The organism is Buchnera aphidicola (Chaitophorus sp. 3695) (assembly GCF_964058985.1).
GTDB classification, from domain to species: domain Bacteria; phylum Pseudomonadota; class Gammaproteobacteria; order Enterobacterales; family Enterobacteriaceae; genus Buchnera_J; species Buchnera_J aphidicola_BQ.
The window spans coordinates 148,329-163,926 of record NZ_OZ060379.1; the positions used below are offsets into that span (position 1 = coordinate 148,329).

Here is a 15,598-nt window from a genome sequence, read left to right on the forward strand (position 1 = left end):
AAAAAAATTTTATATAGATTTGAATTTTTTAAAAAAATAAAATATATTTTTTTTTTAAAAATTATTATTTATTATGTATTGATTATTTTTTTTTAAAATTAATTTCATAAATTTTTAATTTAATATATTCAAGATATGATAAAATTTAAATTAAATATATATATATATTTTTAAAACGTTGATGAATTTAAAAAGGTTTATAATTTTTTATGAACATTTATATATTAAAGAAATTAGAATTTTTAGAAAATAGATTTAATGAAATTGAAACTCATTTATCTAATAAAAAAACTATACAAGATAAAAAGTATTTTTTAAATTTATCTAAAGAGTATTTAAAAATTTCTAATACAGTATTATTTTTTAAAAAATGGAAAAAAAATGAATTTAATATTAAAAAAACCAAAAAATTATTAAATGATTCAGAAATTTTTTTATTAGCTCAAGAAGATTTAAAAAATTTAATTGAAAAAAAAAATAAATTAGAAAACAAAATTAATATATCTTTATTATCATCAGATCCTCAAGATAATCTAAATTGTTTTATAGAAATTCGTTCTGCTACAGGAGGAGATGAATCTTCTATATTTTCTGGAGAATTATATAAAATGTATGTTCGTTATGCTGAAATGAAAGGTTGGAATGTAGATTTAATACATTCGCATAATGGAGATTATGGTGGATTTAAGGAAATTATCATAAAAATTATTGGTAATGGAGCATATGGTTTTTTAAAATTTGAATCTGGTGGTCATAGAGTACAAAGAGTTCCTCAAACTGAAACTCAAGGAAGAATACATACATCTACTTGTATTATTGCTGTTATGCCAGAATTACCGAAAGAACAAGAAATTAAAATTAAAAATAAAGATTTAAAAATTGATACTTTTAGATCTTCTGGTGCAGGTGGTCAACATGTAAATACAACAGATTCAGCTATTAGAATTACACATATACCTACTGGAATTGTTGTAGAATGCCAAGATGAACGTTCACAGCATAAAAATAAAGCTAAAGCACTATCTGTTTTATCTTCTAGAATTCATTCTGAAAAAATTTTAAAAAAAAATCAAGAATCTGCATTAATTAAAAAAAATCTTTTAGGAAGCGGTATGCGTTCTGATAGAAATAGAACATATAATTTTCCTCAAAATAGAATTACTGATCATAGAATCAATTTAACTTTATATAAATTAGATAAAATTTTGGAAGGAAATTTAGATTTTTTAATTAATCCAATTATGCAAGAATATCAAGCAAAAAAATTATCTAAATTATCTGAGATTCACGAATGAAGATTAAAAAATGGAAAAAATTTGCATTGACTATCTTAAATAAAATTGATAATTCAATTTTAGATATAGAAGTTTTATTAAGTAATGTATTAAATAAACCACGTAGTTGGATTCTTTGTTATGAAGATTATTATTTAAATATAAAAGAAATAAAGATATTGAATAAATTATTAATACGTCGTTTTTATAATGAACCATTAGCATATTTAATTAAAAAAAAAGAATTTTGGTCTTTAAATTTTTTTGTATCTAATAAAACTATGATTCCTAGACCAGATAGTGAAATTTTAGTTGAACAATCTTTAATGAAAATTCAAGATAATACTTATAAAATTTTAGATTTAGGTACGGGATGTGGAAATATTGCTATATCAATAGCTTATTCTAAATTAAATTGTTATGTTACAGGAATTGATTTGTTTCCTGAAGTAATTAATATTGCTCAGTATAATGCAAATACTTTAAATTTGAAAAATATTAATTTTTTTTGTAGTAATTGGTTTACTTCTATATTAAATCAAAAATATCATATTATTGTAAGTAATCCACCATATCTTAGTTATAAAGAGTTTTTATCTTTACAAAAAAATTTAAAATTTGAACCAATTACTGCATTAATATCAAAAAATAATGGTTTTTCTGATATAATTAAAATTATTAAATACGCTCAAAATTATTTATTTAATCGAGGATGGTTATTAATTGAACATGGTTGGAAACAAAAAAATATGATTCAAAAATTTTTTAAAAGATATCATTATATTAATGTTCAAACGTATAAAGATTATAATGGAAGAAATAGAATTACTTCAGGTCAAAAATATTATTAGTATAAATCTATATTTAATAAAATAATTTTAATAAATTTTTTATAAGTTAAATTTTTAATTAATTTAATAACATCTACTTTGGTTAATATATGAACTATTTTTCTGATATAAATTTTTCTAAATCTACTATTTTAGAATCTGTTTTATTTTGTCTTAAAAAAATTAAAGATAATTTTTGTAAAAAAAAAGTTTTTTCTAATTTAAAATATAAATTAAAAGAAGCAGAAAATTATATTTCTCATGAAGAAAATTCTATCAATAAATTAAATAAATTATTAGAATTATTTTATTTTCATTGGAATTTTAGAGAAATTGAAGGAAAGTATAATTTGTCAGATGTATTATGGATGGATAAGGTTTTAAAAACATGTCAAGGAACAGCAATTTCTTTAGGAGTAATTTTATTACATTTCGCAAATAAATTAAAAATACCTTTAAATCCAGTTATTTTTCCAACTCAATTTATTTTAAGAGCAGATTTTTTAAATAAAAAAACTGTTTTAATTAATCCTTTTAATGGAGATATTTTAAATCATAATATTTTAGAATTATGGTTAAAAGGTAATATTAGTTCTTCAGCAGTTTTGTATAAAAAATATTTAGAAATATCACAATCTAAAGATATTTTTAAAAAAATATTAAATACTTTAAAATCAGCTTTAATGGAAGAAAACAAAATTTTTTTAGCACTAAAAGTAAGTAATGTTTTATTAAAATTTTATCCAAACGATCCTTATGAAATTCGAGATCGAGGATTAATTTATTCTCAGTTAGAATGTTATTCTTTGGCAGTAAAAGATTTTTCGTATTTTATTCATAAATGTCCAGATGATCCAATTAGCGAAATTATAAATTTAAAAATTAAATCTATAAAAAAAAAAATTCATACTATACATTAATGTATTAAATTAAATCTTAATAAACATTTAAGTTTTATAATTTTTACTGTAATTAAAATATTTTAATTAAAAATTTTATATTTCAATTGTATAAACTTATATGTTTGTAATTTGAGTCTTCTTTATGTTAAAAAAATTAATTTTAGTTTTAAATTGTGGTAGTTCATCTTTAAAATTTTCTATTTTAGATCCTTCTTCTAAAAAAACATATGTTTCTGGAATCATAGAACGTTTATTTTTAACAAAAACTGCAGTATATATATATACAGATCACAAAGAATATAAAAAAATTTTATCTGATTATACTAATCATGAAGATGCATTAAAGTTTGTTTTTACAAGAATTAAAGATAAATATCTTAATTATTATAATCAAATTTATGGTATTGGTCATAGAATAGTACATGGAGGAGATAAATTAAATAAATCAGTAATTATAAATCATAAAATATTACAAATAATCAAAAAATTTTCTATTTTTGCTCCATTACATAATCCTGCAAATATCATAGGTTTTAAAATTTCTAAAAAATTTTTTCCGCATTTAAAAAAAAATAATGTAGCTGTATTTGATACAGCTTTTCATTCTTCTCTTCCTAAATCATCTTTTTTATATGCTATTCCTTATAAATTTTATAAAAAAAATAAAATTCGTCGTTATGGAGCACATGGTATTAGTCATAATTATATTTTAAATAAAACTTCTAAAGTTTTAAATAAATCAAAAAATTTATTAAATATAATTAGTTGTCATTTAGGGAATGGATCTTCAGTTACTGCTATTAAATCTGGAAAATCTGTAGATACTTCTATGGGTTTAACTCCATTAGAAGGTTTAGTTATGGGTACTAGAAGTGGAGATTTAGATCCTGCAATAATTTTTTTTATGCATAAAAAATTAGGTTTAAGTATACGTGTTATAGAAAAAATTTTAACATATAAATCAGGATTATTAGGAATTAGTACTAAAAGTAGTGATTGTCGTTATTCTGAAAAAAATTATCAGTATAATAAAAATTCTAAACTTGCAATAGAAATTTTTTGTCATAGAGTTGCAAAATACATTGGAGCATATAGTACTTTAATGAAAGAAAGATTAGATGCAGTAATTTTTACTGGAGGTATAGGAGAAAATTCTATTTTAATTAGAAAAAAAGTAATTTCTAAATTAAATTTATTAGGATTATATATTGATAAAAATTTAAATAATAATGTAAAATTTAATAAAAATTATTTTATCAATAAAAAAAATTCTATCAAAATATTAGTAATACCTACTAAAGAAGAATTATTTATTGCAAAAGAAACAAAAAATTTAATTAATAAAAAAAACATTTAAAAATATTATATTTTTAAATTATTTAAAAGGATTATATGGCTCGAAAAATTATTTTAATTCCTATAGGAATAAATAAGAATTTAACTTCTTTAATTTTATCTTTATCTAATATTTTAAATAAGGATAAAATAGATTTTAATTTCTATTCTCCTTTATTGTGTAATAAAAAATCAACAGAGTACTTTCAAAGTACTTATTTTTATTTTAAAAAAGAATATAAATCTATAAATTGTATTAAACCAGTTTTTATTAAAAATATAGAATATTTATTCGATCATGAAATATATTTAAAGTATTTAGAAAAAATACTAGATTCATATTATTTACATAATAATAAAAAATTAGTTTTAATAGAAGGTATATCATATTTAAATAATATTTCTATGTATTTTTGTAATCAATTAAATTTAGATATTGCTAGAATTTTAAATGCTGAAATTATATTTGTCGTAACTATTGAAAATACTTTATTTCAAGAATTAAGTTATAAGATGTATATTTTAGAAAATTTTTTTTTAAATAAAAGTGATTTAAAAGTTTTAGGAATTATTTTTAATAATTATTTTAATCAGTTTAATATAGAAAATAATACTTTTAAGATGAATAAAACAAATCAACTTATCTTAGATAAAGATTATTTAGTTACAAAAAAATTTTTTCAATATAATAAATTACCAATATTAGCATTTAATTCAATGTATAAAAGTTCTTTTTTCATAAATACAAAATCTTTATTAAGTTTGTTTCACGCAAAAATAATTTTTTTAAATAAAACCGATAATTTTAAGATTAATTTTATTATTTTTGTTTTAAATCATGATTTAAATTTTTTACATAATCTTAATAAAAGTACGTTATTAATAGTTGATTTAAAAATTTTTTTTTCTTTAGAAAAAATTCTATTTTTTATTAAAAAGAATAGAATTTATTTTTCTATATTAATAATTATAAATAATAAAAAAGACTATATTAAAAGTTTTTTATATCAGAAGTTAATTAAGATAGGTATTTCAATTTTTTCTTCTAAAGAAGATTTATATAGTATATTATTTAATTTAAATAAAATAAATTTGATTCAAAATAATTTTGTTAAGAAAAATATGTTATGTAATAATTCTTTTTCTATTATATCTAATCAAATTTATTCTATTTTAAAACAAAAGTCTCTTGTACAAGATAATATTTCATCTTATAAGTTTTTATATAAATTAAAAAAATTATCAAATAAATTACAAAAATCTATAATTTTACCAGAAGGAGAAAATAAAAAAATAATTCAAGCAGCATATTTATGTCATAAATTAAATTTATGTAAATGTATTTTATTAGGAAATCCTGAAATAATTCATAAAAAATTTAATTCTTTAGGATTGAAATTATCAAATTCATTTAAGATTTATAATCCTAAAACTATTATTTTAAAATATATTAAAATTTTTTTTAAATTTAATAAAAATATTAGTTTAAACGAATGTAAAAAAATTTTACAAAAAAATAATATTATATTATCAATGCTTCTTTTAATGGAAAATTCAAAATATCATGGAGTAGTAGCAGGTATTATAAATACTACAGCTGATGTAATACGTCCAGCTTTAAAATTAGTAAAAATGAAAAAAGATACAAATTTAATTTCTTCTATATTTTTTATGTTATTTTTAGATAAAGTATTGGTATACGGAGATTGTGCTATTAATCCTAACCCTAGTGCACTAGATTTATCTGAAATTGCTATACAATCTGCAGATTCTGCAAAAAATTTTGGAATAAATCCGAGAATAGCAATGTTATCATATTCTACTAATGATTCTGGATCAGGATCAATGGTTGAAAAAGTTAGAATTGCTACTAATTTAGTACGTAAAAAACGCCCTGATTTATTAATAGAAGGTCCAATACAATATGATGCTGCTAATGATATATTTGTTTCTAATATAAAATGTCCTCAATCACAATTGTTAGGTAACGCTAATGTTTTTATTTTTCCTGATTTAAATAGCGGAAATATTGCATATAAAGCAGTACAAAGATCATGTTCAATAATTTCTATTGGTCCTATTATACAGGGTTTAAAAAAACCTGTAAATGATCTGTCAAGAGGTTCTTCTATAAAAGATATTCTATATACTATTGTTATAACAGCTATACAATCAAATATAATATAATTTAAAATTTTATTTTGTATAGTTTAATTTTAATATCGCTTAATACTTTACAACAACATGAAACAATTTCATTTTTTTTTAACATAGCTATCGGTTTTTTTTTAAAATAAAGTATTTTACCTGTAATTAAAATTACTTTACAAGTTCCACAGTATCCATCTTTACATTGATAATCAATGTTAATATTGTTTTTTATTAATATTTGTAATAAAGAAGATTGATCGTTTTTAGAAATAATTATATTTTTTTTTTTATAGATATTAATAATATTTTGTTTCATTTATAATTTGAATTTATAAAAATTTTTATTAGAAATTTTAGAATTAATTTGCCCTACTAAGTAAGAAGTTGTTTCTGCTTCTTGAGGAGCAACTTGGACATTATCAGAAATTAACCAAGAATTAATCCATGGAATGGGATTCGAATATATTTTAAAATAAGGATTTAATCCAATAGATTGCATTCTAATATTGGTAATATATTCAATATATTGACATATGATTTCTTGGTTTAAACCAAGCATTGATCCATTTTTAAATAAATATTTCGCCCAATTTTTTTCTTGTTCAGCAACTTTTTTAAAAATTTTATAAGCATATTTTTTACATTTTTCTTTAGTTTTTAACATTCCTTCTTGTGGTTCATTATGAAGAATATTTAAAATATGTTGAGTTCCAATTAAATGTAGAGATTCATCTCTAGCAATTAATTTAATAATTTTTGCGTTTCCTTCCATCATTTCTCGTTCAGCAAATGCAAATGAACATGCAAAACTTACATAAAATCGAATAGCTTCTAAAGCATTTACACTAATTAAACATAAATATAGTTTTTTTTTTAATGTACTTAAGTTTACTTTTTTAATAGTTTTATTAATTTGATATGTTCCTTTTCCAAATAAATTCCAATAATATATTAACTGAATTAATTGATCATAATATTTAGAAATATCTTTTGCGCGAGTAATAATATGTTTATTAGAGATTATTTCATTAAATATTTTAGAAGGAGAATGACTAATATTTCTAATTATATGAGTATATGATCTTGAATGAATAGTTTCAAAAAAAGACCATGTTTCAATCCATGTTTCTAATTCAGGTATAGAAATAATTGGTAAAAATGCTATATTAGGACTTCTGCTTTGAATAGAATCTAATAATGTTTGATATTGTAAGTTTTTTAAAAAAATATGTTTTTCATGTTTAGGAAGTTTTTGAAAATCAATTCTATCTTGAGAAAGATCAATTTCTTCTGGTCTCCAAAAAAAAGATAATTGTTTTTCAGTAATTTTTTCAAAAATTGTATATTTTTGTTGATCATATCTAGAAATATTTACTGGCTGTCCAAAAAACATTGGTTCTTTTAATGAATTATTTTTTTTTTTTGAAAATATTGTAAATTTCATTTTTTTATGCCTATAAAATTTAAATTTTTTTTTATTAAATAAAACATGACCCTCCAGAACAATTTGAATTATCATATTCTATATAATTTTTTTGGAATAATTTTGATCCATCTTGAGTATTTTGATAATATAATGTTTTTAAACCATATTTATAAGAGATTAATAAATCATATATAAGTTGTTTCATTGGTATTTGATCATTTTTAAATTTTTTTGGATCATAATTAGTATTTGTAGAAATAGATTGATCAATAAATTTTTGCATAATTGCAGATAAATGCAAATATCCAGTATTATTTGGCATATCCCATAAAAGTTCATAATGTTTTTTTAATTTTTTATATTCTGGAACTACTTGTTTTAATATACCATCTTTAGAAACTTTTATACTAACAAAACCTCTTGGTGGTTCAATACCATTTGTTGCATTAGAAATTTGAGAAGATGTTTCTGAAGGCATTAAAGCTGATAATGTAGAATTTCTTAATCCATATTTTAGTATTTTTTTTCTAAGTTTTTCCCAATTTAAATACAATGGTTCTTTACAAATTAAATCTAAATCTTTTTTATATGTATCGATTGGTAAAATTCCTTTAGAATAATTAGTATCTTGAAAAAATTTACATGGTCCTTTTTCTTGAGCTAATTTACAAGATGCTTTTAAAAGATAATATTGTATAGATTCAAATGTTTTATGTGTAATTGAATTTGCACTCCCATCAGAATATTTTACTTTGTTTTTAGCTAAATAATAAGCGAAATTTATTACTCCAATTCCTAAGGATCTTCTATTTTGAGCGCTTTTTTTCGCAGATGGTATGGAATATTCTTGATAATCAAGTATTTCATCTAATGCACGTACAATTAAATTTGATAATTTAGATATTTCTTTTAATGATTTAATTTTACCTAAATTTATAGCAGATAGCGTGCAAAGTGCAATTTCTCCTTTTTCATCATTAATATCATTTATAGGTTTTGTTGGTAATGTTACTTCTAAGCACAAATTAGATTGTCTAATTGGTGCTTTTTTAGGATTAAAAGCACTATGTGAATTACAGTGATCAACATTTTGAATATATATTCTTCCAGTAGATGTTCTTTCTTGTAAGATTAAAGAAAATAAATTTATTGCGCGTATTCTTTTTTTTCTAATTTTATTATTTTTTTCATATTTTTTATATAACTTGATAAATTTTTTTTGATCAGAAAAAAAATATTTATATAAATTTGGTACATCAGATGGACTAAATAAAGTAATTTTTTTATCTAAAATCATTCTTTTATACATTAATTTATTTATTTGTACTGCATAATCCATATGTCTAATTCTGTTTTCTTCAATACCTCTATTGTTTTTTAATACCAGTAAACTTTCTATTTCAAGATGCCATATTGGATAAAATAAAGTTGCTGATCCTCCTCTTACTCCTCCTTGAGAACAAGATTTTACTGCAGTTTGAAAGTGTTTATAAAATGGAATGCATCCAGTATGAAATGCTTCTCCATTTCGAATTGGACTACCAACAGCTCTTATTTTTCCTGCATTAATTCCAATTCCTGCTCTTCGAGAAACATATTTTATAATAGCATTTGAAGTTGCATTAATTGAATTTAGATTATCATCACATTCAATTAATACACATGAACTAAATTGTTTATTTGGAGTCCTTACTCCTGCCATAATTGGTGTAGGTAAAGATATTTTAAATGTCGAAATTGCGTTATAAAATTTTTTGATATAATTTAATCTATTTTTTTTTGGGTAGTTTAAAAATATATAAGCAGAGATTAAAATATATAAAAATTGAGCAGTTTCATAAATTTTTCCTGTAACTCTATTTTGTATTAAATATTTTTTTTCCATTTGTTTAACAGCAGCATATGCAAAATTCATATCTCTATTATGATCAATAAAACTATCTAGTATATCTATTTCTTTTTTAGAATATTTATTTAATAAATTATCGTCATATTTATTAATTTTTATCATTTTTTTTACATGATCGTATAATTTAGGCGGTTTAAATTTTCCATATGCTTGTTTTCTTAAATGAAAAATAGATAATCTAGCTGCAAAATACTGATAATCTGAATTTTCTTTTGAAATTAAATCTGCGGCTGATTTAATAATTGTTTCATGAATGTTTATAGTAGTAATTCCGTTATAGAATTGTATTCTAGATTTTAATTCAACTTGTGAAATAGAAATATTTTCTAATCCTTTTGAAGCCCAATTTAACATTTTATGTATTTTTTCTAAATCAATAGGTTCTTTTTTTCCATTTCTTTTAGTAACATACAGACTTTGTTTCATTTTTAATTTTACCTATAATAAAACATTTTTTTATTATTTATATAAAAATATTTATATTTAATATAAAAAATAAGTATGATCAAAAATTTTTATATAATTAAACTAAATTATATTAATTTTTCTTGAATTTTTTGTAGTCCTACGACTTTTTCTTTTTTAATCATTCTTATTAAAATTACACCTTGTGTATTTCTTTTTAAAATATTGATTTCAGAAACTCGTATTCGAACTAATTTTCCAGAATTTGTGATAATCATAATTTGATTTTTTTCTTTAACTTGAATAGCTTTAACTACGAGTTTGTTTTTTGTTGTAATTTTTATAGAAATTACACCTTTTGTTGATCTAGATTTTATAGGAAATTCTTTAATATGAGTTCTTTTTCCATATCCTTTTTGAGTAATTACTAAAATTTCTCCATTTTTTTTAGGAATAATTAAAGAGACTACTCGATCTTTTTTTTCTATTTTAATTCCTTTAACACCTGTTGCCGTTCTACCCATAGATCTCACATGTTTTTCAGAAAATTGTACAACTTTTCCTTGAGATGTAAATAACATTATATTATTTTTTCCATTTGTTAATGATACTCCTATTAATTCATCATTTTTTTTTAAATTTAATGCAATAATACCTTTATTTCTAGGATTTTGAAATTTACTTAAAGAAGTTTTTTTAACTATACCGAGAGCAGTAGCCATAAATATATTTTTTTTCTTTTGATATTTTTTTAAAGGTAAAATAGCTGTAATTCTTTCTTTAGAATGTAATGGTAATAAATTTACTATAGGTTTTCCTCTAGAATTTCGACTAGATTCTGGTAATTGATATACTTTCATCCAATATATAATACCTTTACTAGAAAAGCATAATATTGTGTCATGAGTATTTGCTACAATTAAAGTTTCAATATAGTCTTCTGATTTTACTTTAGCTGCATATTTTCCTTTTCCTCCTCTTTTTTGAGCTTCATATTCGCTAATAGGTTGATATTTTACATATCCTGAATGTGATAAAGTAACTACAACATTTTCATCTGTAATCATATCTTTTATTTTAATGTTTGAAGTTTTATCTGTAATTTCAGTTTTTCTTTGATCTCCAAAATTATTTTTAATTAATTTTAATTCTTCTTGAATAACTTGAATCATTTTTGTTTCGTTATTTAAGATTTCCTTTAAATAACAAATTTTATTTTGAAATTCTTGATATCTATCAAAAATTTTTTTATGTTCTAAATTATTTAATTTATTTAATTTAGTGTTTAAAATTTTTTTAATTTGTTTTATAGAAAATTTATATTTATTTTTTTTATCGATTTTTTCTGGATTAATTAATTTTTTTATAGAATTTTTAATTTTCCATTTTTTTGATAATAAAATTTTTTGAGCTTCTTCGGTATTAGAAGAAGATTTAATATATTTAATGATAGAATCAATATTTTCTAAAGCTACAGCTAAACCCTCTAATAAAATAATTTTTTGAGAATATTTTTTGTAATCATAAATACATCTTCTTGTAACAATTTCTTTTCTGTGTATAATAAATTCATTTAAGATTTCTTTTAAATTCATTAATTTAGGTTGTCCTTGAGATAGTGCAACCATATTAATTCCAAATGAATTTTGTAAAGTTGTTAAAGCATATAATTTATTTAAAATTATCTCAGCAATTGATTCTTTTTTAATTTCGACAACAATTCTCATACCATCTTTATCACTTTCGTCTCTTAAAGCTGAAATGCCTTCTATTTTTTTTTCTTTAACTAAAAGTGCAATTTTTTCTATTAATTTTGCTTTATTAGTTTGATATGGTAATTCATATATAATGATAGATTTTTTTTTGTTTTTAAAATTATTTTCAATTTTTATACGTGCTCGAATATAAATTTTTCCTTTTCCTGTTTTATATGCTTTATAAATTCCAGATTTTCCATTAATAATTCCAAATGTAGGAAAATCTGGTCCAGGTATATATTTCATTAGATCTCTTAAACTAATATTTGGGTTTTTAATATACTGTAAACATGCATTAATAGATTCATTTAAATTATGTGGGGGGATATTAGTGGCCATACCAACAGCAATTCCAGATGATCCGTTAATTAATAAATTTGGAATAGATGCAGGAAGAATTTCAGGTATTTCTTCTGATCCATCATAATTTTTTACAAATTTTACTGTATTTTTATTTAAATCATTTAATAAAGTAGAAGATATTTTAGACATTCTAATTTCTGTATATCGCATTGCTGCTGGTGAATCTCCATCAATAGATCCAAAATTTCCTTGTCCATCAATTAACATATATCTTAATGAAAAAAATTGAGCCATACGTACAATAGAATCATATACTGCTGTATCTCCATGTGGATGATATTTTCCAATAACATCTCCTACAATTCTTGCAGATTTTTTATATGGTTTATTCCATTTATTATTTAATATGTGCATAGCAAATAATATTCTTCTATGAACAGGTTTTAATCCATCTCTTACATCAGGTAATGCTCGTCCTATAATTACAGACATTGCGTAATCTAAATAAGAATTTTTCAATTCTTTTTCAATTTCTATTGGTATAATTTCTTTTGCAAATGTTTTCATTAAATATCTTCTATTTCAGAGTAATTTATTGTTGTATATATTTTATATAATTATAACATATTGAATAGATTCGTTAAATTTTGACTAAATTTAATTATTTTTATAAGATTTTTAATTAAAAAATATAAATAGAGTTTTACTATTATTTTATTTTATTTTAAAATATTTTTATATTTTAAAATTTTTATGTAAATTCATATTAATTAAATAATAATTAATAAATTTAAAATATATAATATTTAAGGAAAATATGAACATACAAGAAAAAAAATTAATAAAAGATTTATTTAAAAAATTAAATTTAGCAGAAAAAAATTCATCTTTTAAAGATTTGGAAGCAGAAAATTTTATTCAAAAAAATTTAAAAAAACAACCTAATGTTATTTATTATATGATTCAAACTATTTTAGTACAGGAAGTAGCTATAAAAAAATTAAATAATATTATTAAAAAATTAGAAAACGAATTAAAAACTTCTACACCTTCTACATCTTCTAAAAAAAGTTTTTTATCTGATTTAATAAGTAAATATATTCCAAATGAATCTAATGAAGCGAAAAATTTTAATTCAACTTCTCGAACAAATCATTCTTATTACAATAAAAATGATAGACCGTTAAATCAATCTAATGAAAATATTAATACTTCTATGTCAGGAGGAAGTAGCAGTTTTCTTACAAATGCATTACAAACCGCAGTAGGAGTGACAGGAGGTATCGTAGCTGGAAATATGTTATTAAATTTATTTGATCATAATAAACCAGCAGAAGACATTTTAAATTATTCTGATGAAAATTTTGTTTCTAATGAAGAATATCCATATGATAGTAAAAATAATTTTAACGAATTTGAAGATTCTAAAAATCATGATAATTTATCAGATAATTTAGAAAATTCTTCAGAACATCATCATATAGATCAAAATTCTATAGATTCAGATCTTTCTAATGATGATAATAATGAAAATATTATAGATTCAAATAATTCTGATTCTATTTTAGAAACAAATGAAATTAATCAAGATAATTTTTCTGATTTTTCAAATCGTGATATAAATCATCAAGAATATTTCGATGATGAAGATATATTAGATGAAGATTATGATAGTGAATAAATAATATGTATCTTAAATTCATATAAATATTTTTTAAATATTTTTTAATTTTACATTTTATAAAATAATTTTTGTATTAATTTTTTATTAAACAAAAATTTATTTTACATATAATAATTCGATTAATAATATTTATTTTTTAATAAATAAGATTAATCGAATGCAATTATTATCTTAAATTTATATTATTTTATTTTTAGATAAATATTTAGAAATTCCTTTAAAATTCGGTTTAATTCCTTCTTTTTTAGTAGTCCAATTTGCTGGACATACTTCTCCATTTTTTTTATGAAAATCTAATGCATCTATCATTCGAATCATTTCTTGAATATTTCTTCCATAAGGTAAATCATTAATTACTTCATGTCGAATGATACCTTCTTCATCAATTAAAAAAGAAGCTCTTAAAGCCATTCCTAAAGTAGGATGTTCAATAAAATAAGATTTTTGTATATTTCTTTTAATATCTGATGCCATAATATATTTTATTGGACCAATTCCTCCATTTTTATATTTTGTTTTTTGCCAAGCAGAATGAACGAATACAGAATCAAAAGATATGCCAACAATTTTTACTTTTCTTTTTTTAAACTCTTCATAATTTTGGTTAAATGAAATAATTTCTGATGGACATACAAATGTAAAATCCATAGGCCAGAAAAACAAAATAGCTTTAGTATTAGAGATATATTTTTTAAAATGAAAAGAATCAGTAATTTTCCCATTTTCTAGGATAGCTGATGTAATAAAATCAGGAGCAGATTGTGCAACTAGTGTCATAATATATTATCCTATTTATTTATAAAAATTTGTAAGTTTTAAATAAAAATTTAAAATCTAGTATTTTATAAAATTTTTTTATTTTACTAAAAAAATTTATATTATTATATATAATATATTTAATTTGTATATCATTATTAATAATAATTATATATTTTTATGAGGATATTTATAAATAATTTTTATGTATACTTGGAAAGATTTATTAAAAAAAAAAAAAAATAAAATTATTAAAATTCTTAAAATAATTAATCAAAAAAGAAAAATTGAAATGATTTTTCCTAATCAAAAAGATGTTTTTAAAGCTTTTCGTTTAACAAAATTTAATGATATTAAAGTAGTAATTCTAGGACAAGATCCTTATTGTAAAGTTAATCAGGCTAATGGTTTAGCTTTTTCAGTTAATAAAAATATATCTATTCCTCCGTCTTTAAAAAACATTTTTAAAGAAATAAAATCTGATATTAATAAAAATATAAAAACTCAATCAGGTTGTTTGAAAAGTTGGTCTAAACAAGGTGTTTTTTTATTAAATTCTATTCTAACTGTATCTTTTAATTGTCCTGGTTCACACAGAAAATATGGTTGGGAAAGTATTACAGATTATATCATTAAATTAATTAATGATTATCATTTTGGTATAATATTTTTATTATGGGGGTTGTATGCTCAAAAAAAAAAACATTTAATTGATTGTAATAAACATTATATTTTGTTTACTTCTCATCCATCTCCTTTGTCAGCATATAGAGGTTTTTTTGGATGTAAACATTTTTCTAAAGTAAATAAAATTTTATTAAATCAAAATAAAAAAAAAATTAATTGGAACACGAAGTAAAATATTT

The 15,598-nt window shown here is 20.6% G+C and carries 12 protein-coding genes; 7 read left to right on the plus strand and 5 right to left on the minus strand.

Annotated elements, in window-relative coordinates; genetic code table 11:
- Nucleotides 1–209 precede the first annotated feature (209 nt).
- The 5 genes from prfA to pta all read left to right on the plus strand — a co-directional run bounded on the left by prfA (nucleotide 210) and on the right by pta (nucleotide 6,528).
- The gene (gene prfA / locus AB4W58_RS00670) at nucleotides 210–1,295 is read left to right on the plus strand and encodes a peptide chain release factor 1 (protein ID WP_367674174.1); all 1,086 of its coding nucleotides are present in this window, start codon (nucleotides 210–212) and stop codon (nucleotides 1,293–1,295) included.
- Nucleotides 1,292–2,125, plus strand: a complete 834-nt coding sequence (gene prmC / locus AB4W58_RS00675; protein ID WP_367674175.1) for a peptide chain release factor N(5)-glutamine methyltransferase — start codon at nucleotides 1,292–1,294, stop codon at nucleotides 2,123–2,125. The genes prfA and prmC overlap by 4 nt, the downstream gene beginning before the upstream one ends.
- 89 nt (nucleotides 2,126–2,214) lie before the next feature.
- The gene (locus AB4W58_RS00680; protein ID WP_367674176.1) at nucleotides 2,215–3,024 is read left to right on the plus strand and encodes a tetratricopeptide repeat protein; all 810 of its coding nucleotides are present in this window, start codon (nucleotides 2,215–2,217) and stop codon (nucleotides 3,022–3,024) included.
- 124 nt (nucleotides 3,025–3,148) lie between these two features.
- Nucleotides 3,149–4,363: an acetate kinase gene (locus AB4W58_RS00685; protein WP_367674177.1), complete on the plus strand. Its 1,215-nt coding sequence runs from the start codon at nucleotides 3,149–3,151 to the stop codon at nucleotides 4,361–4,363.
- A 35-nt stretch (nucleotides 4,364–4,398) separates the two neighbouring features.
- Nucleotides 4,399–6,528, plus strand: coding sequence for a phosphate acetyltransferase (pta, locus tag AB4W58_RS00690; protein WP_367674178.1), 2,130 nt, complete (start codon nucleotides 4,399–4,401; stop codon nucleotides 6,526–6,528).
- A gap of 1 nt (nucleotide 6,529) precedes the next feature.
- Here the strand turns inward: pta and yfaE are convergent, their stop codons facing one another.
- From yfaE to gyrA, 4 genes are all read right to left on the minus strand, one after another.
- Entirely contained in the window at nucleotides 6,530–6,808 is a 279-nt protein-coding gene (gene yfaE, locus AB4W58_RS00695) for a class I ribonucleotide reductase maintenance protein YfaE (RefSeq protein WP_367674179.1), read from the minus strand.
- Complete coding sequence (gene nrdB, locus AB4W58_RS00700; protein WP_367674242.1) at nucleotides 6,809–7,936, minus strand: class Ia ribonucleoside-diphosphate reductase subunit beta; 1,128 nt, start codon at nucleotides 7,934–7,936, stop codon at nucleotides 6,809–6,811.
- A gap of 34 nt (nucleotides 7,937–7,970) precedes the next feature.
- A complete protein-coding gene (nrdA, locus tag AB4W58_RS00705; RefSeq protein WP_367674180.1) occupies nucleotides 7,971–10,253 on the minus strand; it encodes a class 1a ribonucleoside-diphosphate reductase subunit alpha in 2,283 nt (760 codons plus the stop codon).
- Between the two features lie 107 nt (nucleotides 10,254–10,360).
- The gene (gene gyrA, locus AB4W58_RS00710) at nucleotides 10,361–12,859 is read right to left on the minus strand and encodes a DNA gyrase subunit A (protein WP_367674181.1); all 2,499 of its coding nucleotides are present in this window, start codon (nucleotides 12,857–12,859) and stop codon (nucleotides 10,361–10,363) included.
- A gap of 250 nt (nucleotides 12,860–13,109) precedes the next feature.
- On the opposite strand from gyrA, the gene AB4W58_RS00715 reads away from it, so the two are divergent.
- Nucleotides 13,110–13,973 (plus strand): DUF2076 domain-containing protein, encoded by an 864-nt coding sequence (locus AB4W58_RS00715; protein WP_367674182.1) that lies wholly within the window; start codon nucleotides 13,110–13,112, stop codon nucleotides 13,971–13,973.
- 180 nt (nucleotides 13,974–14,153) lie between these two features.
- On the opposite strand, the gene AB4W58_RS00720 is transcribed toward AB4W58_RS00715, so the two are convergent.
- On the minus strand, nucleotides 14,154–14,753 hold the full coding sequence (locus AB4W58_RS00720; RefSeq protein WP_367674183.1) for a redoxin domain-containing protein: 600 nt from the start codon (nucleotides 14,751–14,753) through the stop codon (nucleotides 14,154–14,156).
- A gap of 184 nt (nucleotides 14,754–14,937) precedes the next feature.
- On the opposite strand from AB4W58_RS00720, the gene ung reads away from it, so the two are divergent.
- The gene (gene ung, locus AB4W58_RS00725) at nucleotides 14,938–15,591 is read left to right on the plus strand and encodes a uracil-DNA glycosylase (protein ID WP_367674184.1); all 654 of its coding nucleotides are present in this window, start codon (nucleotides 14,938–14,940) and stop codon (nucleotides 15,589–15,591) included.
- Nucleotides 15,592–15,598: the final 7 nt, after the last annotated feature.